Source organism: Haloleucobacter albus (genome assembly GCF_052492075.1).
In genome coordinates this window covers 346944-369848 of sequence record NZ_JBQWAS010000028.1, presented here as the reverse complement: position 1 = coordinate 369848, position 22905 = coordinate 346944, and the positions used below count along the sequence as shown (strand labels likewise).

18 protein-coding genes are annotated in these 22905 nt (G+C 62.5%); 14 read left to right on the top strand and 4 right to left on the bottom strand.

From position 1 onward, the window contains the following. Positions 1 to 5 precede the first annotated feature (5 nt). On the bottom strand, positions 6 to 992 hold the full coding sequence (gene hemC, locus ACT6QH_RS11610) for a hydroxymethylbilane synthase (RefSeq protein ID WP_444974981.1): 987 nt from the start codon (positions 990 to 992) through the stop codon (positions 6 to 8). Positions 993 to 1109: 117 nt separating this feature from the next. Between hemC and tsaD the strand changes: the two genes are divergently transcribed. Together tsaD and ACT6QH_RS11600 are read left to right on the top strand one after the other, a co-directional pair. Beyond that, positions 1110 to 2180: a tRNA (adenosine(37)-N6)-threonylcarbamoyltransferase complex transferase subunit TsaD gene (tsaD, locus tag ACT6QH_RS11605; protein ID WP_444974980.1), complete on the top strand. Its 1071-nt coding sequence runs from the start codon at positions 1110 to 1112 to the stop codon at positions 2178 to 2180. Positions 2181 to 2183: 3 nt separating this feature from the next. Continuing rightward, positions 2184 to 3164 carry an NAD(P)H-dependent glycerol-3-phosphate dehydrogenase gene (locus ACT6QH_RS11600; RefSeq protein ID WP_444974979.1) on the top strand — a complete coding sequence of 327 codons (981 nt, stop codon included), beginning with the start codon at positions 2184 to 2186 and terminating at the stop codon, positions 3162 to 3164. 33 nt (positions 3165 to 3197) lie between these two features. Here the strand turns inward: ACT6QH_RS11600 and ACT6QH_RS11595 are convergent, their stop codons facing one another. After that, positions 3198 to 4208: a LysR family transcriptional regulator gene (locus ACT6QH_RS11595; protein ID WP_444974978.1), complete on the bottom strand. Its 1011-nt coding sequence runs from the start codon at positions 4206 to 4208 to the stop codon at positions 3198 to 3200. A gap of 584 nt (positions 4209 to 4792) precedes the next feature. Between ACT6QH_RS11595 and ACT6QH_RS11590 the strand changes: the two genes are divergently transcribed. From ACT6QH_RS11590 to ACT6QH_RS11565, 6 genes are all read left to right on the top strand, one after another. Beyond that, positions 4793 to 6208 carry a Rieske 2Fe-2S domain-containing protein gene (locus ACT6QH_RS11590; RefSeq protein WP_444974977.1) on the top strand — a complete coding sequence of 472 codons (1416 nt, stop codon included), beginning with the start codon at positions 4793 to 4795 and terminating at the stop codon, positions 6206 to 6208. Continuing rightward, positions 6205 to 6687, top strand: coding sequence for a benzoate 1,2-dioxygenase small subunit (gene benB, locus ACT6QH_RS11585; RefSeq protein WP_444974976.1), 483 nt, complete (start codon positions 6205 to 6207; stop codon positions 6685 to 6687). Before ACT6QH_RS11590 ends, benB begins: the two co-directional genes overlap by 4 nt. Positions 6688 to 6706: 19 nt before the next feature. After that, a complete protein-coding gene (gene benC, locus ACT6QH_RS11580) occupies positions 6707 to 7738 on the top strand; it encodes a benzoate 1,2-dioxygenase electron transfer component BenC (protein ID WP_444974975.1) in 1032 nt (343 codons plus the stop codon). Next, a complete protein-coding gene (locus ACT6QH_RS11575) occupies positions 7735 to 8511 on the top strand; it encodes a 1,6-dihydroxycyclohexa-2,4-diene-1-carboxylate dehydrogenase (protein WP_444974974.1) in 777 nt (258 codons plus the stop codon). Before benC ends, ACT6QH_RS11575 begins: the two co-directional genes overlap by 4 nt. Before the next feature lie 62 nt (positions 8512 to 8573). Continuing rightward, positions 8574 to 9905 (top strand): MFS transporter, encoded by a 1332-nt coding sequence (locus ACT6QH_RS11570; RefSeq protein ID WP_444974973.1) that lies wholly within the window; start codon positions 8574 to 8576, stop codon positions 9903 to 9905. 13 nt (positions 9906 to 9918) lie between these two features. After that, positions 9919 to 11142, top strand: a complete 1224-nt coding sequence (locus tag ACT6QH_RS11565; protein ID WP_444974972.1) for a benzoate/H(+) symporter BenE family transporter — start codon at positions 9919 to 9921, stop codon at positions 11140 to 11142. A gap of 72 nt (positions 11143 to 11214) precedes the next feature. Here the strand turns inward: ACT6QH_RS11565 and abc-f are convergent, their stop codons facing one another. Further along, positions 11215 to 13095 (bottom strand): ribosomal protection-like ABC-F family protein, encoded by a 1881-nt coding sequence (abc-f, locus tag ACT6QH_RS11560; protein WP_444974971.1) that lies wholly within the window; start codon positions 13093 to 13095, stop codon positions 11215 to 11217. Between the two features lie 110 nt (positions 13096 to 13205). Then, entirely contained in the window at positions 13206 to 14243 is a 1038-nt protein-coding gene (locus ACT6QH_RS11555; protein ID WP_444974970.1) for an AraC family transcriptional regulator, read from the bottom strand. Positions 14244 to 14373: 130 nt separating this feature from the next. On the opposite strand from ACT6QH_RS11555, the gene ACT6QH_RS11550 reads away from it, so the two are divergent. The 6 genes from ACT6QH_RS11550 to ACT6QH_RS11525 all read left to right on the top strand — a co-directional run bounded on the left by ACT6QH_RS11550 (position 14374) and on the right by ACT6QH_RS11525 (position 22729). Further along, entirely contained in the window at positions 14374 to 15558 is a 1185-nt protein-coding gene (locus tag ACT6QH_RS11550; protein WP_444974969.1) for an isovaleryl-CoA dehydrogenase, read from the top strand. Between the two features lie 2 nt (positions 15559 to 15560). Further along, on the top strand, positions 15561 to 17183 hold the full coding sequence (locus ACT6QH_RS11545) for a carboxyl transferase domain-containing protein (protein ID WP_444974968.1): 1623 nt from the start codon (positions 15561 to 15563) through the stop codon (positions 17181 to 17183). A 10-nt stretch (positions 17184 to 17193) separates the two neighbouring features. Next, on the top strand, positions 17194 to 18006 hold the full coding sequence (locus tag ACT6QH_RS11540) for an enoyl-CoA hydratase/isomerase family protein (protein WP_444974967.1): 813 nt from the start codon (positions 17194 to 17196) through the stop codon (positions 18004 to 18006). Then, positions 18003 to 20027, top strand: coding sequence for an acetyl/propionyl/methylcrotonyl-CoA carboxylase subunit alpha (locus tag ACT6QH_RS11535; RefSeq protein ID WP_444974966.1), 2025 nt, complete (start codon positions 18003 to 18005; stop codon positions 20025 to 20027). Before ACT6QH_RS11540 ends, ACT6QH_RS11535 begins: the two co-directional genes overlap by 4 nt. A 3-nt stretch (positions 20028 to 20030) precedes the next feature. After that, positions 20031 to 20960 carry a hydroxymethylglutaryl-CoA lyase gene (locus tag ACT6QH_RS11530; protein WP_444974965.1) on the top strand — a complete coding sequence of 310 codons (930 nt, stop codon included), beginning with the start codon at positions 20031 to 20033 and terminating at the stop codon, positions 20958 to 20960. A gap of 74 nt (positions 20961 to 21034) precedes the next feature. After that, positions 21035 to 22729, top strand: a complete 1695-nt coding sequence (locus ACT6QH_RS11525) for an AMP-binding protein (RefSeq protein ID WP_444974964.1) — start codon at positions 21035 to 21037, stop codon at positions 22727 to 22729. Positions 22730 to 22905: the final 176 nt, after the last annotated feature.

The window sequence follows — 22905 nt, the reverse complement described above, 5'->3', positions numbered from 1 at the left end:
TGGGTTCAGTCTTGCTGCCTGGCGCGCAGGGCGCGGGCGGGGGCGGTGTCATGCAGAATGGCTCCGCACCGTGTCCCCAGAGCCGCAGCCTGTGAGTGCTCCTGCCCGGCGGTGAGGGAGATGGCTTCCTCCAGCGCGGCGCTGTCAGTGCCATCCGTGGTGAGAACCAGCCCCTGAAGACGAAGTTTTTCGCCGTCTTCGCCCTGTTCCACCGTGGCGAGGCCGGCAATAGGGGTGCGGCAGGAGCCATCCAGGGCGGCGAGAAAAGCGCGTTCGGCCGTAACCGCCAGGGCCGTGTTGCGGCAGGTGATGGCGGCAAGGGCGGCATTGGTGGCGGTATCCGCGACGCGGCATTCAATGGCCACCGCGCCTTGCCCCACGGCGGGCAGCACCTGTTCCACATCCAGCACGGCGCTGGCCTCATGGGCCAGCCCCAGACGGGAAAGGCCGGCATAGGCCAGCAGCGTGGCGTCGAACACGCCTTCCGCCACTCTGGAGAGGCGCGTGGCCACATTGCCGCGCAGTAGCGAAACCTCCAGATCCGGCCGCAGGCGGCGCAATTGCGCTTCACGCCGCAGGGAGGCGGTGCCGACCTTCGCGCCTTGTGGCAGATCCTCCAGACCTTTGCCGGATTTCATGATGAGCGCATCACGCACATCGGCGCGCGGCAGATAGCCAGCCAGATGCAGCCCTTCCGGTAGCTGAGTGGCGACATCCTTGGCCGAATGCACAGCCAGATCAATCCGCTCTTCCAACAGGGCGTCCTCGATCTCCTTGGTGAACAGCCCCTTGCCGCCGGCGAGCGAGAGTGCCCGGTCCAGAATGCGGTCGCCGGAGGTCTGGATCACTTCGATCTCGATGCTGTCCGCCGGGCGTCCGAAGGCTTTTGAAAGGGCCTCCTGCACCGCATGGGCCTGCCACAGCGCAAGCGGGCTGCCGCGCGTGCCGATGCGCAGGCGCGGAAGGGCGGAAGAGGAATTGTGCGGGGACATGGACGCTTCTTTGTTCGTTTCCGGGCTCATGGGCGCTAAGAATGAAGGTGGGAATCAAAATAAGATAGAGCGGCGTTGCGGCGCAGTCTGCGGCCGGCGTCGAAAAGGCAGGGCGGTTTGGCCGATCTTCTCGTCCTTGGAATCGAGAGCACATGCGATGAAACCTCCGCAGCGGTCGTGGCGCGCTCGCCTTCCGGCGCGGGGCAGATCCGCTCCAATGTGGTGCGCTCGCAGGTGGAAATCCACTCCCCCTATGGCGGCGTGGTGCCGGAAATCGCCGCCCGCGCCCATGTGGAAATCCTCGATCATGTGATTGCCGAGGCCATGCGGCAGGCGAATGTCTCCTATCAGGAGTTGTCTGCCGTGGCCGGCGCGGCCGGACCGGGGCTGATCGGCGGGGTGATTGTGGGCATCACCACGGCCAAGGCCATTGCGCTGGCTGCCCGCAAGCCGCTGGTGGCGGTGAACCATCTGGAAGCTCATGCGCTCACCGCCCGCCTGACGGATGGTGTGGCCTTTCCCTATCTGTTGCTGCTGGTTTCGGGCGGGCACACACAGCTTCTCGCGGTGGAGGATGTGGGTCGCTACACCCGCCTTGGCACCACGCTGGATGATGCCGTGGGTGAAGCCTTCGACAAGGTGGCCAAGATGCTGAGCCTGCCTTATCCCGGCGGGCCGGAAGTGGAAAAGCAGGCTGCGCAGGGAGATGCAAGGCGTTTCGCCTTTCCGCGCCCCATGATGGGGCGGCGCGAGCCGGATTTCTCCCTCTCCGGCCTGAAGACCGCCGTGCGGCTGGAAGCCGAGCGCCTGGCCCCGCTGAGCGAGCAGGATGTGGCGGATCTGTGCGCCAGTTTCCAGGCTGCTGTTCTGGATCTGCTGGCCGACCGCGTACGCGCCGGTGCAAAAGCCTTCCGCGACAGGCTGGGCCGTGGGCCGACGGCGCTGGTGGTGGCGGGCGGTGTGGCGGCTAATACGCCTATTCGGGAATCACTGGTGCGGGTTGCTGCCGATCTCAACACCCGGCTGGCCCTGCCCACACGCGATTTGTGCACGGATAATGGTGCGATGATCGCCTGGGCCGGGGCAGAGCGCTTCGCACTTGGCATGACCGATGATCTGACGGTGAGCCCGCGCGCACGCTGGCCGCTGGACCCGGCCGCTGCGGCTTCTCCCCATGCGCGGGCCTGAGCGATGAAGACCATTCGTCGGCTGGGCGTGGTGGGCGCCGGGGCATGGGGAACGGCGCTGGCCAATGCCGGGGCGCGCGCCGGCCTTGATGTGGTGTTGCAGGGACGCGATGCCGGGCAGATGGCCGATATGGCTGCGCGCCGTGCAAATGTGGCCGCCCTGCCGGGCATTGCGCTGGCGGATGCGGTGGAGCCGGTGACGGAGCTCTCCCGTATGGCGGCGTGCGATGTCGTGCTTCTGGTGGTGCCGGCGCAGGCCTGCCGGGGCGTGATGGAGCAGCTTGCCGCCTGCCTCGCACCCGGAACGCCGGTTGTCTCCTGCGCCAAGGGGATTGAACGCGGCACCGGGGCCTTCATGAGCGAGGTGATTGCCGCAACCGCCCCGCAGGCGGTGCCGGCCGTGCTCTCGGGCCCGAGCTTCGCGGCCGATGTGGCCGCTGGCCTGCCGACAGCGGTGACGCTGGCCATGGCTGATGAAGAGCAGGCGCAGGCTTTGGCGCAGGCGCTGGGGTCTTCCACGCTGCGGCTTTATTATTCTACCGATATGCGCGGGGTGGAAATTGGCGGGGCCACCAAGAATGTGCTGGCCATCGCTGCCGGCATTGTGGCGGGCCGCCAGTTGGGCGCAAGCGCGCGGGCGGCGCTGGTTTCCCGCGGGTTCGCCGAGCTGATGCGCTTTGCTCTGGCCCGTGGGGCACGGCCCGAGACGGTGACGGGGCTCTCCGGCCTTGGAGACCTCATTCTCACCACCTCCGGCCCGCAATCGCGCAATTTCGCCTTTGGCGAGGCTTTGGGGGCGGGGCGGGCGACGGCGGACAAGCTGGCTGAAGGGGCCTTCACGGCAGCAGCGCTGATGGAGACGGCCCGTGCGCACCAGATTGACATGCCGGTGAGTGCCGCAGTGGATGATGTGCTCTCCGGTCGTCTTTCCATTGATGCGGCCATTGAGGCGCTGATGGCGCGCCCACAAAAGGCGGAGGGCTGATTGGCCCTTCCGTCTTTTCGTGCACCGGCCCTCTCATTTTGAGGGGGTGCGTCCTTTCCGGCGTGGAGATGTGTTGCGGGGTGTCGTTTGGGGCGTGCCGGGATGTGGCGGCAGCTCCCAATGCGGCAGATAATTATAGGCCGCATCCAGCCATGGCGGCTTTTCGTCGTACATCTCCTGCACCAGTTCCCGGATCATTTGCAGATAGGGCGATTTGTCATTGGCCCGATGGCTGAAAATGATGGGGGTGGTGGCCTTCTCATCATCAATCAGCCGGTAATGCAGATCTGTGCGCAACAGGCGTGCGGCGGCGGGGATGACGCATAGCCCCACTTCGGCCGCCACCAGCCCTAATGCAGTCTGCAATTCGCGCACTTCCTGCAACTCGCCGGGGCGGACCTGATGATCCGCCAGCAAGGTGAGGATCTGGTCAATGAAGTTCGGCCGGGGCTCTTTCGGAAACAGGATGAGCTTCTGGTCTTTCAGCACATCCAGTGAAACCGGCGCAGTGCTGGTGCTGAGGGGAGAGCCGGGCGGGCTCGCCAGCATCAGCCGTTCTTCCCGCAGAACGGTGCGCACCACGCCCGGATCATTCAGGCGCAGACGCCCGAAACCGACATCAATGCGCCCGGATTTCAGCGCCTCCACCTGCTGGATGGAGAGCAGCTCCACAAGCTGGATATCCAGCTCTGGCGCATAGTGGCGCAGTTTGCGCACCACGGTGGGCAGGCCGCCATAGAGGGTGGAAGGTACGAAGCCGATGGAAAAGACGCCACGCTCATTCAGGCCTACGCGACGGGTGGCGCTTTTCATCTGCTCCACCTGGTTCAGCACCTGTAGGGCATGTTCGTGGAACAGCCGTCCGGCATCCGTGAGTTTCAGCGGGCGGGTGTTGCGCACGATCAGCGTGACGCCCAGTTCTTCTTCCAGAAGCTGGACCTGCCGGCTGAGCGGAGGTTGGGCAATGCAGAGTTCCTCTGCGGCACGGGTGAAGTTGCGCAGGCGGGCCACCGCCTCGAAATAGCGCAGCTGGCGCAGGTCCAATTCAAGTATCCTCCCCGGTCTCTTGCATATGTCGCGCCTTGTTTTGCAGTGCGGCACGTTCGCGCTTTTATTATACCTTCAAGATATAGTAGCAGACCAAAATGGTGTTGGCTTTCTGGAGTGGGTTCAGGGCATAATCTTTCTAACATAACAGTGCTCACCGCCACGAAGGCCGTCAATGGTCTTTGGATGAGCTGGAATACTTTCATCCTTCTGCCCATGTTGTGAGGTGTGGGAAGGATGTGCCGGGCCTTGTGAATGGCTCGGGTCAAAATAAAAACAGTCTTTCTGAAGAAAATAACGGAAAGAAAAGCTGAAATGGGAGGGGACCATGGCTGCGGATATTCCGGGCAACAGTCAAGATGCGCCTGAATTCCTGAAGTGCAGACAACTTCCCGCAGAGTATGTGCGGGGGGCGGGCTGGCGTCACGCGCCTGAGAAGCGGCCCTCTGCCTGAACCTGTCAATCTGTAAAATCCGTGGTTTGCCTGCTTGTCGGTGCCGTGCCTGCACGGTTCTGCCGGCCCCGGCTTGCCGCTTTGAATGTGACACCACGTTCCACACATCATGTGAGGAGGATGCCCCATGCCTGAAGGGATGGAGAAGGCGCGCCTGCTGGACAGGCTGCTGACTGAAGCGGTTGTTGAAGATCATGAGGCCGGTGTTTTTCGCTGCCGGCGCGATGTTTTCACAAATCCGGATCTGTTCGATCTGGAGATGGAGCATATCTTCGAGAAAAACTGGGTCTATCTGGCGCATGAAAGCCAGATTCCAGAGCCAAATGATTATTTCACCACATGGATCGGGCGCCAGCCGATTGTCATTACCCGAGACAAGGCCGGCGAACTGCATGCCTTCATCAATGCCTGTGCGCATCGTGGGGCGACATTGTGCCGGCGCAAACATGGCAACAAGGGCAGTTTCACCTGCCCCTTCCATGGCTGGACCTTCTCCAACACCGGCAAATTGCTGAAGGTGAAGGATGGCAAGACCGGAGCCTATCCCGAAAATTTCAACACCAATGGCTCACATGACCTGACCCGTGTGGCTCGGTTTGAGAATTATCGTGGCTTCCTGTTCGGTGCGTTGGGTGCAAATGCGGTGCCGCTGGAAGACTATCTGGGTGCAACCCGTGTCATCATCGACCAGATTGTTGACCAGGCTCCAGACGGGCTTGAGGTTTTGCGCGGAAACTCTTCCTATATCTTTGACGGAAACTGGAAGTTGCAGATGGAGAACGGGGCCGATGGCTATCACGTCTCCTCGGTGCACTGGAATTATGCCGCCACCATGGGCCACCGCAATTATGAGGCCGAAGGCACGCGCACGGTGGATGCCAATGGCTGGTCGCGTTCCGTTGGCGGGGTCTATGGGTTCGAGAATGGCCACATCCTCTTGTGGACACGCCTGCTGAACCCGGATGTGCGCCCGGTGTATCAACATCGTGCAGAGCTGGAGCAGCGTCTGGGCGCGGACCGGGCCAGCTTCATTGTCGAGCAGACGCGCAATCTGTGCCTGTATCCGAATGTCTATCTGATGGATCAGTTCTCTACCCAGATCCGGGTCACGCGGCCTATCAGTGTCGATAAGACGGAAATTACCATCTACTGCTTTGCGCCCAAGGGGGAGAGCGCGGAAGAGCGCGCTCTGCGTATTCGCCAGTATGAGGATTTCTTCAATGTCAGCGGCATGGGTACGCCGGATGATCTTGAGGAGTTTCAGGCTTGCCAGACAGGCTATCAGGGGCTTGCCGCCGCCTGGAATGATCTGAGCCGGGGGGCTGCGCGCTGGATTTATGGGGCGGATGACAATGCTCGCGCCATGGGGCTGGAGCCTGTCATCAGCGGAGAGCGTAGCGAGGATGAAGGGCTGTTCGTCTCGCAGCACGCTTATTGGGCGCGCGCCCTGCGTGCGGCCCTGGCCGGGGGTGATGATGGAGGTGGAGGCGCTCGCAAGCCCACATCTCCGCACGCCAGCCTGGCCGGGAGGGACGCAGCATGATCCTCTCCCGCATTGAAGCCTTTCTCTATCGTGAAGCCCGGCTGCTGGATGATCGCCAATGGGATGCCTGGCTGACCTGTTATGCCCCCGGCGTCGAGTTCTGGATGCCGGCGTGGGATGATGATGACCGGCTGGTGGAAGATCCTCAATCGCAGATCTCCCTGATCTATTATCCCAATCGCGAGGGGCTGGAAGACCGTGTGTTCCGCATCAAGACGGAACGCTCCGGTGCCAGTACACCGGAGCCCCGCACCTGTCATTTCATCACCAATGTGGAGGTGGTGGCCACGCGGCCGGATGAGGTGGATGTGCGCTTTAACTGGCACACGCTCAGCCATCGCTACAAGGCGACCAACAGCTTCTTCGGAACATCTTTCTACACCCTCACCCGCGCGGGCGAAGATTTTCAGATTCTGCGCAAGAAGGTGGTTCTGAAGAACGATTACATCCATCAGGTCATTGATATCTATCATATCTGACCCAATCCGGGAGGTCGCCATGGGCTATCGCATCGCCCTGAATTTCGAGGATGGCGTCACGCGCTTCATCGTCTGCAATCCCGGTGAAACGGTGCTGGATGCCGCCTATCGTCACAAGATCAACCTGCCCATGGATTGCTCCGATGGGGTGTGCGGGGCCTGCAAATGCCACTGCGACAGCGGGCGTTATGATCTGGGGGATGAGTATCTGGAAGAGGCCCTGAGCCCGGATGAAGCGGAAAAGCGCCTGGTGCTGACATGCCAGATGCAGCCGCAGAGTGATTGTGTGCTGGATGTTCCGGCGGCCTCCGGCATGTGCAAATCCGGTGTGGCGCAGTTTGGTGCGCGGCTGACGCGCATCGTGATGCATGATGACGCCGCCTTCGAGGTGGAGATGGAGGTGGCTCAGGAGGAGGCGCCCGCCTTTCTGCCCGGTCAGTATGTGAATATTGATGTGCCGGGCAGCGGGCAGCATCGCGCCTATTCCTTCAGCTCCGCACCGGGAGACGCACGCATCAGTTTCCTGATCCGGCGGGTGCCGGGCGGGCTGATGAGCGGATGGCTGGAGCAGGCCCGTATGGGGCAGGACCTTACATTGCATGGTCCGCTTGGCAGTTTCTATCTGCGAGAGGTGAAGCGCCCGCTGCTGTTTCTGGCCGGAGGCACTGGGCTGGCCCCCTTCCTCTCCATGCTGGAACAACTGGCGCGCGAGGGCTGCACCCAGCCGGTTCATCTGCTCTATGGCGTCACCCGCCCGCAGGATCTGGTTCTGGTGAATCAGCTTGAGGCCATGGGCAAACGTTTGCCGCAGCTTGATATTCTGACCTGTATCGCCGCGCCGGAGGCAGATCATCCGCACAAGGGCTTCGTCACCGATCATTTCACCCCCGAGATGTTCAATGGCGGGGATGTGGATGTGTATCTGTGCGGCCCGCCGCCCATGGTGGATGCAGTGCGCCACAGCCTGGAGGCGCAGGGCATTACACCGGCGAGCTTCCATTATGAGAAGTTCACGCCCACCGTGCCGCCCTCGCGGGAGGCGGCCGAATGAATGCGCGCTTCCAGAATAAAGTGATGGTCATCACAGGGGCCGCGCAGGGCATTGGCCGGCGCGTGGCCGAGCGAGCGGCGGCGGAAGGGGCGCAACTGGCGCTGCTGGATCGCTCCGATCTGGTGGAAGAACTGGCCGCTGCACTGCCAGCCAGCGCCCGCGCCTTGCCGGTGCGGGTGGATCTGGAGGATTTTGGCCAGACTTGTGCGGCCATGGAGGCGGCGCAGGCGCATTTGGGCCGGGTGGATGTGCTGGTGAACAATGTGGGCGGCACCATCTGGGCCAAGCCCTTCCAGCATTATGAGGAAGCCGAGATCGAGGCGGAAATTCGCCGGTCCCTGTTCCCCACCCTGTGGGGGTGCCGGGCCGTTCTGCCTTGCATGATTGCGCAGGGCGGCGGCGTCATTGTCAATGTGTCTTCCATCGCCACGCGCAGCATCAACCGCGTGCCCTATGGCGCAGCCAAGGGCGGGGTGAATGCGCTTACCGCCTGTCTGGCCTTTGAGGGCGCGGAATACGGGGTGCGGGTGAACGCCGTGGCTCCCGGAGGCACCGAAGCACCGCCGCGTCGCATTCCGCGCAACAATGCGCAGCAGAGCGCGCAGGACAAGGCCTGGTATCAGCAGATTGTAGACCAGACCATCGAAAGCAGCCTGATGAAACGATACGGCACGCTGGATGAACAGGCGGCCGCCATTCTGTTTCTGGCTTCTGATGAGGCCGCCTATATCACCGGCACTGTTCTTCCCGTGGGAGGCGGAGATCAGGGCTGAGACTGCAAATGGCCAGCTCACAGCAAGAACAGGGCGGCCTGAACTCCGGGGAAGGGACATCCATGCGCAGCATAGACGTCAATACAATCATAGATGAATCCAGGTTTACACGCTTCCACTGGAATATCGTGCTGTTATGCAGCCTGTTGCTGGTGGTGGATGGCTATGATGTCTTCATCTATGGCTCGGTTCTGCCGCAGCTCATGGAACAATGGCAGCTCTCGCCCACAGAGGCCGGCTCCCTGGCCAGTTGGGCTCTGTTCGGCATGATGTTCGGCGCTCTGTTCTTTGGTCCACTGGGCGATAAGGTGGGGCGCAAGAAGGGGATTGCCCTGTGTTTTCTGCTGTTCAGCACTGCCACCATCATCAACGGTTTTGCCTCCACGCCCCTGCAATTCGGCATTTGCCGGTTTCTGGCCGGGCTGGGTTGTGGCGGGTTGATGCCCAACGCCGTGGCGCTGACCAATGAATATGCGCCGAAGAAACTGCGCGGCACGCTGGTGGCGCTGATGTTCTCCGGTTATTCGGTCGGCGGCATGGTGGCGGCGGGTCTGGGCATCTGGATGCTGCCCAATTTCGGCTGGCAATCCATGTTCTTCGCCGCCGTGGTGCCGCTGGTGCTGCTGCCCCTCATTCTGGCCAGGTTGCCGGAATCCGTCGGTTTTCTCATCCGGCAGGGCCAGCAGCAGAAGGCCCGGCTTGTTCTGGGCCAGCTTGCGCCGCAGAAGGCGCTGGCCGCAGGTGAGCTGGATTATCATGAAGCGAAGGGCGGCAAGGCTTCTGTTGCCGAACTGTTCCGCCATAATCGCACCCTGTGCACGCTGATGCTGTGGGTGTCCTTCTTCTGCTGTTTGCTCATGGTCTATGCGCTCAGCTCCTGGCTGCCGCAGCTGATGAAGAGTGCCGGTTACAGCCTCGGCTCCAGCCTGTCCTTCCTGCTGGCGCTGAATTTCGGCGGCATGTTCGGGGCCATTGCCGGAGGTTGGTTGAGCGACAGGCTGGGGCTGCCGCGCGTGGTGGTGGGCTTCTTCCTGTTTGGCGCGGTGTGCATTGCCATGCTGGGTTACAACAGCCCCATGCCGGTGCTGTATCTGCTCATCTTCATCGCGGGCGCCACCACCATCGGCACGCAGATCCTGCTTTATGCCAGCGTGGCGCAGTTCTATTCGCTCTCGGTGCGCTCTACCGGGCTGGGCTGGGCCTCCGGCATGGGGCGGATCGGGGCGATTGCCGGCCCCATGCTGGGAGGTGTGCTGATGGCCGCACAGCTTCCGCTTTCGGCGAATTTCATGGCCTTTGCCGTTCCTGGCGCGATTTCAGCTCTGGCCATGGTGGTGTTCGCCATCAGCGCCCGGCGCGGTGCGGTGACGCAGCCGACCCCGGCGACGGCCTGAAAGGGTTGGCCTCATGACCATGTTGCGCCAACTGGCGCGTGACAGTTCCGCCTCGGCCATTGTGGCCGGGGCGGTTGCCACGCTGATCTCCTTCGCCGGGCCATTGGTTATTGTATTTCAGGCGGCTTCGGGCCTTGCGCCCGGCCTGCTGGATTCATGGGTCTGGGCCATTTCCATTGGCAGCGGCGTGCTGGGCATTGTGCTGAGCCTGAAATATCGGGTGCCGGTGGTGGTGGCCTGGTCCGCACCCGGTTCCGCCTTGCTGGTCACCCTGCTGCCGACGGTGGATTTCGCTGCGGCGGTGGGGGCCTATCTGGTCGCCAGCATCATTTTGCTGCTGGTGGGGCTTTCGGGCGCATTTGACAGGCTGGTCTCGCGCCTTCCGGTCGGCATCAGCGCGGCCATGCTGGCAGGTATCTTGTTCCGCTTCACCGTGGATATGGTGAATGTGGTGCCGGATGCACCGGTGATGGTGCTGTCCATGTTCGCGATCTTCTTTGTCGGGCGGCGCTGGTTTCCGCGTTATGCGGTGGCGGCGGTGCTGCTGGTGGGGCTGGGCCTTACGCTGGCCACCGGGCAAATGGGAGAGGTGCACTTCAGTCTCGCGCCAACCATGCCGGTCTGGACCATGCCGGTGTTCGAGTGGCAGGCCATGGCCAATATTGCGGTGCCGCTGGTGGTGGTGTCGCTCACAGGCCAGTTTCTGCCGGGCATCGCCGTGTTGCGTACGGCTGGGTATGAGAAGCCGGCGGCGGGGCCTGTCATTACGGGTTGCGCGCTGGGTTCGGCGGTGCTTGCTCCCTTGGGCTGCCACGGCCTCAATCTTGCCGCGCTCACCGCTGCCATCTGCATGGGGGCGGAGGCGCATGAAAAGCCGGAGCGGCGCTATGTGGCCGGCGTGGCCGGCGGGGTGATGTATCTGGTGTTCGGCACGTTCGCGGCCACGGTGCTGGGGCTGTTCGCCCTGTTGCCACCGGCGCTGATTGCGGCGCTGGCCGGGCTGGCTCTGTTCCCCGTGGTGGCCGGTAGTCTTGTGCAGGCCGTGCAGAAGACGCACGAACGTGATGCCGCGCTGATGACATTCATCGTCAGCGCTTCGGGGCTCAGCCTTTGGGGGCTGGGGGCGGCTTTCTGGGGGCTGGTGTTTGGTCTGCTGGTGCACGCCATTCTGGCGCTGCGGCCCCGGCTGGCCATCTTGAACCGGAACATGACACCCGAGCCTGAGCAGGCCGAATGAAAGGCGGGCATTGTCATGGATGCGCCACAGGCGGTGCGGCCGCCTGCGGCTGGGGAGAGCAGAGGTGCGGGCTCAGCCCTGTGCGTCTTCCAGTTCTGCGCTGGCCATCAGCCACTCCTCCTCCGCTGCCGCCATGGCCTCGGCGATTTCATGTCGCTGCTGGGCCAGGCGGGCGGCCTCCATCGGGTCTTTTGCGTGCAGATCCGGCGAGGAGAGGCGGGTATCAAGGCCGGAGAGTTCCTTGCCCAGTTTCTCCATCAGGCTTTCGGCGGCCTTCACCCGCTTTTTGATTGGTCCGGTGGCGATGCGGCGCGGCTTTTCGGCCTTGGCGTCCTTGCGGGTCTCGGCCTTGTCCTTGCGGCCTTCGCTGGTCATGCGGTCGCCATCCGCGCGGGAGAGCACCTCTCGTCGATACTGGTCGAGATCGCCCTCATAGGGTTTCACGACACCGCCACCCACGCGCCAAAGCTGTTCTGCGCAGGCTTCCAGAAGGCTGCGATCATGCGAGATGAGGATGACCGCGCCGGGGAAATCATTCAGCGCTTCCATCAGCGCTGCACGGGCCTCGATATCGAGATGGTTGGTCGGCTCATCAAGGATGACGAGATGCGGCCCGTGGAAGGTCGCCAGCCCGAGCAGCAGACGGGCTTTCTCGCCACCGGAAAGGGATGAAACCCTGGTGTCAGCCTTGCCGGCGGAAAAGCCCATTTCAGCCGCCCGCGCCCGCACGCGGGCCTCGGGTGCATCCGGCATCAGCCGGCGCACATGCTCCACGGCGCTTTCCTCCGGGTGGAGTTCGTCAATCTGGTGTTGGGCCAGATAGGCGACTTCCAGCTTGTCGGCGCGCACCAGCCTGCCGTCCTGCGGTTCCAGCCGGCCGGCAATAAGCTTGGCGAAGGTGGATTTGCCATTGCCGTTCGGCCCCAGCAGCGCGATGCGGTCATCCTCATCAATGCGCAGGGTCATGTTTCGGAGGATCGGCTTTCCGGGCTCATAGCCCACTGAGACCTGATCCAGCACCATGATGGGGGGCGAGAGCAGCTTTTCGGGGTGGCGGATGGAGATGGCCGCCGCCTCTTCGTTTACCTGCGCGGAGAGTGGCTCCATGCGGGCCAGCGCCTTCAGCCGCGATTGCGCCTGCTTGGCCTTGGTGGCCTTGGCACGGAAGCGGGCGACGAAGCTTTCCATATGGGCGCGCTGGGCTTCCTGCTTCTTGCGCGCGCTCTGATCCTGCAACATCCGTTCCCGGCGCTGGCGATCGAACGAGGTGAAGCCACCGCGATACAGGGTGAGTTTCTGGTTGGAAAGGTGGAGGATATGGTCCACCGAACTGTCCAGCAGGTCACGGTCATGGCTGATGAGGATGACCGTGCGCGGATAGTGGGCCAGATAATCCTGTAGCCACAATGTGCCTTCAAGATCGAGATAGTTTGTCGGCTCATCCAACAGCAGCAAATCCGGCTCGGTGAAGAGCAGGGCGGCCAGCGCCACACGCATGCGCCAGCCGCCGGAAAATTCCGCGCAGGGGCGCTGCTGGGCGCTTTCATCAAAGCCGAGGCCGGCCAGAATGGTGGCCGCGCGGGCCGGAGCGGCGTGGGCGTCAATATCGAGAAGGCGCATCTCGATTTCGCCGATGCGCATCGGGTCTTGCGTGGTTTCGCGCTCATGCAGCAGGGCGGCGCGCTCGGTATCGGCGGCCAGCACTCGCTCGATCAGGCTGTCGGGGCCGGCGGGGGCTTCCTGCGCCACACGGCCAATGCGGGTGCGGTTAGGCAGGCGCACAATGCCGGATTCCAGCTCCAGCTCGCCCACCAGCGCCTTGAACAGAGTGGTTTTTCCGGCGCCATTGCGCCCCACCACGCCCACGCGCGCATTTTCGGGAATGGCCACGCTGGCGTGGTCAATGAGGAGGCGGCCGGCAAGGCGCAGTGAGATATCGTCAAGCACGATCATGATTGGGCCCTTTTCGCAGCAGCCGGGGCCCGGAGCAAGGGGAAAGGGCGTGGTGGGGCAATGGCGTGGGGCCAAGGTAATGGGGCCAAGGGAATGAGTGGTGGGTTGGCTCAGGGCTTTCTTTCCCGGCGCATTTCTCCGGGGGATTGACCTGTCCATTGGCGAAAGGCGCGTGAAAAGCTCTTTTCATTGCGAAAACCGGCCATGTGGGCCACCTGCTTCAGGGGGCGGTTGCTGCGGCCAATGAGTTGCAGGGCGCGTTCGCGGCGGATGTCATCCTTGATCTGTTGAAGGGAAGAGCCCTCCTCCTGCAACTGGCGATGCAGACTGCGGCGGGAGATGTTGAGGCTTTCGGCCAGTTCCTCCGCATTGGGCAGGCTGGTGGCATTCGCGGCCAGTCGCGCGCGAAACTGCATGCGCACCCGCTCCACCAGTAGACGGTCCCGCCGATATTGCAGCACCATCAGCCGCAGGGCGTTTTGCAGCATGGCGCGGGTCGCCGCTTCATCTCGCATGGGGGGCAGGGTGAGATAATCGGCATTGAAGCTGAAGCCGGTTTGCGCCGCATCAAACCGCGCTTCACCGGGAAACATGGCCCGGTAGGAGGAGGCATGCTCCGGGCGGGAAAAGGCAAAGCTCAAATCGCTGAACGGAATGCGCGAATCCACCAGCCAGCAGGCAAAGCCGTGTACGGCGCGCAGGGTGGAGACCAGGCAGAATTCCCGCATGCCCTGCCGGATAGCCTGTTCTTCTATGGTGATGCTGGCCGTGCCTTCCCTGCGGCTGAGAGTGATGCGGATATCATCCACAATCAGCCCATGGCAGCGGCACCAGCGCTTCAGTGCCACGCCGAGATCGGGGGCGGAAATCGCGGCTCGGCATAACAGGCCAAGGCTGCCCCAGCGCATGGGGCGGGAGAACCAGCCCAATGCCTCGTCATCCAGTTCGCGCATGGCGTGCAGGTTGAGCGCCTCGAACTGTTCGGCGGTGACGCGGGCGGCGTCATTCTCCAGAAGGTGCGGCGCAATATGTGCCGCTATCAGGGCTGGCCCGAAGGGGCGCCCATAATGCGCATAAGCCTGTGATATGGCGCGGACGAAGGCGATGGGGGTGACTGCCGCCTGTGTGCCGGGTTCTGGTTTCCTCATGCTCTGATCTCAATACATGATGGCACGATTTGCAACTATTGTGGCACCAACCCGTCAGGGCGAGTGGCTACTCTCAGCGGCAACGGGCCAGAAACATGGCCCTTGCGAACAAGCAAATGGGAGAGACGCGATGCTGCTGTCTGGGATCGGGCTGGATTTCGACCTTGGCGAAGATGTGGACGCCCTGCGCGAAGCCGTGCGGACCTTTGCCGCGAAGGAAATTGCCCCCATCGCCGCCGATGTGGACCGCGACAATCTCTTCCCTGCGCATCTGTGGAAGAAGCTCGGGGATATGGGGCTGCATGGCCTGACCGTGAGCGAGGAATATGGCGGCACGAACCTCGGCTATCTGGCGCATATGGTGGCGCTGGAAGAGATTTCGCGCGCGTCGGGTTCCATTGGCCTGTCTTATGGCGCGCATTCCAATCTGTGCATCAACCAGATCCGCCGGAATGGCACGGAAGCGCAGAAGCAGAAATATCTGCCCAAGCTGATCTCCGGTGAGCATGTCGGCGCACTGGCCATGAGTGAGCCCAATGCCGGCTCGGATGTGGTGAGCATGAAGCTGAAAGCCGAAAAGAAGGGCGATCGCTTCATCCTCAATGGTTCCAAGATGTGGATCACCAATGGCGGCGATGCCGATACGCTGGTGATTTATGCCCAGACCGATCCGGCCGCAGGGGCGAAGGGCATTACGGCCTTCTTGGTCGAGAAGAGTTTTGCCGGCTTCTCTGCGGGTGCCAAGCTCGACAAGCTGGGCATGCGGGGCTCCAATACCTATCCGCTCTTCTTCGATAATGTGGAAGTGCCGGAAGAAAATGTGCTGGGCGGCGTGGGCAAGGGCGTGAAGGTGCTCATGTCCGGGCTGGATTATGAGCGCGCCGTGCTGGCCGGCGGGCCGCTCGGCCTGATGGCTGCGGCCATGGATGCGATCGTGCCCTATGTGCATGAGCGCAAGCAGTTCGGCCAGAGCATCGGCGAATTCCAGCTCATGCAGGGCAAGCTGGCAGATGTTTACACCACGTGGCAATCCACCCGCGCTTATGTCTATGCCTTGGGCAAGGCATGTGATCGGGCGGACCATTCCCGCACGCTGCGCAAGGATGCCGCCGGCGCCATTCTGCTGGCGGCGGAAAAGGCCACATGGATGGCCGGCGAAGCCATCCAGACCCTCGGCGGCGTGGGCTACACGCGGGAGTTCCCGGTGGAGCGTCTGTGGCGCGATGCCAAGCTGTACGAGATTGGCGCGGGCACATCCGAAATCCGCCGGATGCTGATTGGCCGCGAATTGTTCAACGAAACCGCCGGGCTGTGATCATGGCGGAAATCGAGAGCAAGATCAGCCCGCGCAGCGCGGAGTTTCAGGCCAATGCGCAGGCCATGGACGCCCTGGTGGCGGATCTGCGCATCCGCCTTGAGGAGATTGCGCAGGGCGGTGGCGAAGCCGCCCGCGCCAAACATGAAGCCCGTGGCAAGCTGTTGCCACGGGAGCGGGTGAACATGCTGCTGGATGCAGGTTCGCCCTTTCTGGAAATCGCGCCCATGGCGGCCTTCAATGTCTACAAGGAGAAGGATGGTCGTGATGCGGCCCCTTCGGCGGGGGTCATTGCGGGGATCGGCCGTATTGCCGGGCGTGAATGCGTCATTGTCTGTAATGACGCCACGGTGAAGGGCGGCACCTATTTTCCTCTCACGGTGAAGAAGCATCTGCGGGCGCAGGAAATTGCCGCGCAGAACAATCTGCCCTGTGTCTATCTGGTGGATTCAGGCGGGGCCAACCTGCCGAACCAGGATGATGTATTCCCGGATCGCGATCATTTCGGGCGCATCTTCTACAATCAGGCCCAGATGAGTGCGGCGGGCATTGCCCAGATCGCGGTGGTGATGGGCTCCTGCACCGCCGGCGGCGCTTATGTGCCGGCCATGAGCGATGAAACCATCATCGTGCGCAATCAGGGCACCATTTTTCTTGCGGGTCCGCCTCTGGTGAAGGCCGCCACAGGTGAGGTGGTGAGCGCAGAGGAGCTGGGCGGCGGTGATGTGCATACCCGCCTTTCCGGCGTGGCGGATCATCTGGCCAATGATGATACCCATGCTCTGGCTTTGGCGCGCACGGCGGTTTCCAACCTCAACCGGCCCAAGAATTTTCCGGTGGAAACCATTTCCCCGCGCCCGCCGAAACATGATCCGCGCGAGATGGGCGGCATCATTCCCACCGATACGCGCAAGCCCTTTGATGTGCGTGAGATCATCGCCCGGATTGTCGATGCTTCGGAGTTTCACGAGTTCAAGGCCCGTTTCGGCCCCACGCTGGTGACGGGCTTTGCCCATATTGAAGGCATGCCGGTGGGCATTATCGCCAATAATGGCATCCTGTTCTCCGAGAGCGCGGCCAAGGGGGCGCATTTTGTGGAACTGTGCTGTCAGCGTCAGATTCCGCTGGTGTTCCTGCAAAACATCACCGGCTTCATGGTGGGGCAGAAATACGAGAATGAGGGCATCGCCCGCCATGGCGCCAAGATGGTGACGGCGGTGGCCTGCGCCAATGTGCCGAAATTCACCGTCATTATCGGCGGCTCCTTCGGCGCTGGCAATTATGGCATGTGCGGGCGCGCCTATTCCCCGCGCTTCCTTTGGATGTGGCCCAATGCGCGCATTTCCGTCATGGGCGGAGAGCAGGCGGCATCCGTGCTCGCCACGGTGCGGCGCGATGGGGTGGAAAAAGCCGGCGGTCACTGGCCGGAAGAGGAAGAGGCGGAATTCCGCGAAAATATTCGCGCGCGCTATGAGCATCAGGGCCATCCCTATTATGCCACGGCCCGGCTGTGGGATGATGGGGTGATTGATCCGGCAGATACACGCCGCGTGCTGGCACTGGGCCTTTCGGCCAGCCTCAACGCTCCCATTCCTGAAGCGCGCTTCGGCGTCTTCCGCATGTGAGGGGGCGGATATGAAGCATCTTCTCATGCACCGCGCGGGCGGTGTGGCCACGGTGACGCTGAACCGTCCCGAGATCCGCAATGCCTTTGATGATGTGCTCATCGGTGAACTGACGCGGGCTTTCCATGCGCTGGGGCAGGATGACAGCGTGCGCGTCATCATTCTGGCGGCCAGCGGCAAGGCGTTCTGCGCCGGGGCGGACCTGTCCTGGATGCGTCGCATGGCCGATTATGACCATGCGGAAAATCTCGCTGACGCCACTGCGCTCGCCACCATGCTGCGCACCATCCATGAATGTCCTGTCCCTGTCATTGCGCGGGTCCAGGGGGATGTGTTCGCCGGCGGGATGGGGCTGGTTTCAGCCTGCGACATGGTGGTGGCGGCCGGGCAGGCCCGCTTCTGTCTGAGCGAGGTGAAGCTGGGGCTCATTCCGGCAACCATCGCGCCTTATGTCATGGCTGCGATGGGTGCGCGGGCGGCACAGCGCTTCTTCCTGACGGCGGAGGTTTTTTCCGCACAGGCTGCGGCGGCCACCGGGCTGGTGCATGAGGTGGTGGCGCAGGAAGAGCTGGATGAAGCCGTTGCGCGGCTGAGCCAGCATCTGCTCAACGCCTCGCCGGCCGCCCTTGCCGCTTGCAAGCGCCTGTTGCGCGAAGTCGGTGGGCGGAAAATTGATGATGCGCTTGTGGCCGATACGGCCGCGCGCATCGCCGATATCCGCGCCTCGGAGCAGGGGCGTGAAGGCGTTCAGGCATTTCTCAACAAACGGCAGCCCACATGGCAACTCTCGGGGCCGTCCAGCATGGCAGGGGAGGCGAAATGATGCGCCGGACCATCAACAAAATCCTCATCGCCAATCGTGGAGAGATCGCCTGCCGTGTGGCGGCGACCGCCCGTCGTCTGGCCATCCGCACCGTGGCCGTGCATTCGGATGTGGACAGGGATGCGCGCTTTGTCGCCATGTGTGATGAAGCTGTCAGCCTGGGTGGCGCTGCGCCGAAGGACAGCTACCTGCTCTGGGAGAAGATCATCGCGGCCGCGCAGGAAACAGGGGCGGATGCCATCCATCCCGGCTATGGCTTTCTGAGCGAGAATGCCGATTTCGCCGCCGCCTGTGCGGAGGCCGGGCTGATTTTCATCGGTCCGCCGGCTTCAGCCATTCGCGCCATGGGGCTGAAGGCGGAATCCAAGCGGCTGATGGAACAGGCCGGGGTGCCGCTGGTGCCGGGTTATCACGGGGCGGATCAGGATGAAGCCCTGCTGGCGCACGAGGCGGAGCGTATTGGCTATCCGCTCATGATAAAGGCCAGCGCCGGTGGTGGCGGCAAGGGCATGCGCATTGTGGAGCGGCACGAGGATTTCGCGGAAAATCTGGCGTCCTGCCAGCGCGAGGGGCTCAGCAGTTTCGGTAGCGCGGCGGTGTTGCTGGAGCGTTATGTGCAGCGCCCGCGCCATATCGAAATTCAGGTGTTCGGGGATGCGCATGGCCATTATGTGCATCTGTTCGAGCGGGATTGTTCAGTCCAGCGCCGTCACCAGAAGGTGCTGGAAGAGGCGCCCGCGCCGGGCTTGAGCGATGAACGCCGGCAGGAGATGGGCGAAGCCGCCATCGCCGCGGCACGGGCAGTGGGCTATGTGGGGGCCGGCACGGTGGAATTCATCGCCGAGCCCGCAGCGGACGGCGATCTTTCCTTCTATTTCATGGAGATGAACACCCGCCTGCAAGTGGAGCATCCGGTAACGGAGGCCATAACCGGGCAGGATCTGGTGGAGTGGCAGATCCGCGTGGCGGCCGGTGAGGATCTGCCCTGTACACAGCATGAACTGTCGATCCGCGGCCACGCCATTGAAGCGCGTATCTGCGCCGAAGCGCCGGATAACAATTTTCTGCCGGCCACGGGACGGCTGGATGTGTTGCATTTGCCCGCGCATCTGGATTTTTCCACCCATGCTCATGGGGTGCGGGTGGATTCCGGCGTGCGGGAGGGAGATGAGATTTCCCCCTTCTACGATCCGATGATCGCCAAGCTCATTGTGCATGGCGCAACCCGTGAGGAGGCGCTGGCGCGGTTGGATGAAGCCCTAGCCCAGACCCATATTGTGGGCGTGGCGACCAATGTCGCCTTTCTGCGGCGCACGGCGGCGAGCCATGCTTTCACTGTTGCCGATCTCGACACGGCGCTGATCCAGCGCGAAAGCGCCGTGCTGTTTTATCAGCAGGGTCTGTCTTTCTCCCATATCGCCGCCAGCGTGGTGGCGCACATGGTGCAGGATGAGGCGCGGCAGGCCGGAACGGACCCATGGTCGCGGCCGGATGGCTGGCGCGTGGGAGGGGCCGCAACCCGGAGCCTGCGGCTGCAAATGGGCGAGCGGCTGGAGACGGTGCGTTTCACTCCACAGTCTGAAACCCCGGATGTGCGCTACAGGCTGGAGGTTGATGGCTATGAGCATGTGCTGGCCCTGCCGCCATCCGGCGAGATCCGGCTTGATGACACCCGGCTGCACAGCAGTGTTTATCGCACGGGGGAGCTGTTCTCCATTTTCACGCCTTCCGGCAGCGCCAGTGCGGAGCTGGTGGATCCGTTGGCTCACGCCGGTGAAACAGAGGCGGAAGCCGGCCGGCTGACGGCTCCCATGCCGGGCCGTGTGATCGCCTTTCTGGTGGAAGCGGGCGAGAGCGTAACCAAGGGCCAGCCTCTGGCGGTGATGGAGGCCATGAAGATGGAACATACCATCAAGGCCCCGATCGACAGCATTGTGGCCGAACTGCTCTTCGCCGTGGGGGATCAGTTGACTGAAGGGGCGGAACTGCTGCGTCTGGCCCCGGTGCTGGAGGAGGCCTGAGCCATGGCGATGCTTCTGGCGCAATCTGCCTTGCCTGCGCGCGTGCGCATTGTGGAGGTGGGCCCGCGGGATGGGTTGCAGAATGAGAAGCAGCTCATTCCTGCGGCCATCAAGGTGGAGCTGATTGAGCGTTTGCAGGCAGCGGGTCTGCGACATATCGAAACCACCAGTTTCGTCAGCCCGAAATGGGTGCCGCAAATGGCGGATAATGCGCAGGTGATGGCCGGCATGTCTCGCCGAGAGGATGTGACCTATTGCGTGCTGGTGCCCAATCTTCGCGGTTTTGAAGCCGCCAGAGCCACGCATCCCGGTGAAATCGAGGTCTTTGGCTCCGCCAGCGAGAGTTTCAGCCAGCGCAATATCAACTGCTCCATTGAAGAGAGCATTGCGCGCTTCGCGCCGGTGGTGAAGGCGGCTCTGGATGAGGGTATCAGGGTGCGCGGGGCTATTTCCTGCGCTCTTGGGTGCCCTTATGAGGGCGACATCAGCCCGGACAAGGTGGCGCATGTGGCGCGGCTGATGAAGGATATCGGCGTGCAGCATGTGGCGGTGGCCGACACCATCGGCACAGGCACGCCGTGCAAGGCGCAGGCGGCGCTGGAAGCCGCCCTGGGCATTTATGAGCTGGCCGATGTGTCCGGCCATTTCCACGATACTTACGGGCAGGCTCTGGCCAATATCTATGCCGCGCTGGAGCTGGGCGTCAGCCAGTTCGACACTTCCGTGGGCGGGCTGGGCGGCTGCCCTTATGCCGAGGGGGCAACCGGCAATGTGGCGACAGAAAATGTCGTCTACATGCTGCACGGGCTGGGTATCGAAACAGGCATTGATCTGGAAGGGGTGATCGAGGCGGCTGCCTTCATCTCCCATCATCTCGGCCGCCCGGTGGGTTCTCAGGTTTCAAGAGCATTTCTCGCCCGCTGCGAGAGCTGAACCAAACGCGCACAAAAAGAATGCGTGTCACAGCGCCTGGACAAGACACCATGGTGCAATTTCGGGAGGAAGCAATGAGCTATAGTGACCGGCCATTGCCGGATGAAGCCCGTGTGAAGGGGGTGGATACGCCCCCTCTGCTTGAAGAAACCATTCCTGCACTGCTGGCCCGCACCGTGGCCGCGCGCCCGGATGAGCTGGCCATTGTGTTCTGCGACCATGGCCTGCGTATGACCTGGCAGGCTTTTGCGGATGCGGTGGATGGGCTGGCCACCGGCCTGCTGAATATGGGCATTCGCCGGGGCGACAGAGTGGGGATCTGGTCTCCCAACCGCCCGGAATGGGTGCTGACCCAGTTCGCCACGGCCCGGATTGGCGCCATATTGGTGAATGTGAACCCGGCCTATCGCAAAAGTGAGCTGGATTATGCACTGCGCAGTGTCGGTATTCGAGCCCTGATTACAGCAGACAGGTTCAAGAGTTCCGATTATCTGGGCATGTTGGAAGATATTCTTCCAGAAATCTCAACATCTCTGCCAGGGGCGCTCTTTTCGGACCGTCTGCCGGATCTGCGCGCGATCATCGCCATGGGGGAGGCGCCGCGCGCCGGCATGGTGCCGTTTGCGCAGCTTGCCGAAACCACGGCTGATCGCGCCCGGCTGGACGGGATTACGGCGCAATTGTCTGCGCATGATCCCATCAATATCCAGTTCACCTCCGGTACGACCGGGTCTCCGAAGGGGGCGACGCTGACCCATCGCAATATTGTCAATAACGGCAATTTTGTTACGGATCGCATCCGTCTCACCGCAGAAGACCGGCTTTGCATTCCGGTGCCGCTATATCATTGCTTCGGCATGGTGATGGGGGTTCTGGGCTGCGTCAGCAAGGGCGCGGCCATGGTCTTCCCCGGCGAGGGGTTTGATCCGAAGACGACGCTCGCTGCCGTTTCGCGTGAGCGTTGCACGGGGCTTTATGGCGTTCCCACCATGTTTTCGGCCATGCTGGCCGCCGATGATTTCGCCACGCACGATTTGTCTTCCCTGCGCACCGGCATCATGGCTGGCGCGCCTTGCCCGGTGGAGGTGATGAAAAAGGTGCGTGGGCAGATGCATATGTCCGATGTCACCATCGCCTATGGCATGACGGAAACCTCCCCGGTTTCCTTCCAGTCCTTTGTGGATGATCCGGTGGACAAGCGCGTCACCACGGTTGGTCGCATTCACCCCCATCTGGAGGTGAAGCTGGTGAATGCCTCTGGTGATACGGTGCGCCCCGGAGAGACGGGGGAATTGTGCACGCGGGGCTATTCTGTCATGCGCGGCTATTGGGGCGAGCCGGAAAAGACAGCCCAGGTGGTTGATGAAGAAGGCTGGATGCATACCGGAGATCTCGCCACAATGGACGAGGACGGATATTGCACCATTGCCGGGCGGGTGAAGGATATGCTCATTCGCGGCGGGGAGAATATCTATCCCCGCGAGATCGAGGAATTCCTCTACCGTCACCCGAAGGTTCAGGATGTGCAGGTCATTGGCGTGCCGGATCTGCTGTATGGCGAAGAAATCTGCGCCTGCATCGTGCCAACGGATAACAGCCTGACAGAGGATGAGATCCTCGCTTTCTGTCGGGGGGAAATCGCTCACTACAAGGTGCCGCGCTATATTGAAATTGTGGAAGCCTTTCCGATGACGGTTACGGGGAAGATCCAGAAATTCGTGTTGCGCAGCGAAATGTCCCGCAAGCTGGGGTTGCCCCCGCAGGGGTGAAGCTGAACCGCGGCCATGGCTCTTGAGGGTGGGGCCTTGAAGGGGCTCGTGGGTTTCGGTTGCGGGTTCTGGATATCGCGGAAAATTGACCTGTCCGGTTGGGTGGGGGCGGCGATGCGCCGCCCCCATGTTTTGTTTGGCTGGAAAATCGGCTTCATTGCCGCTTATGTCTGCGA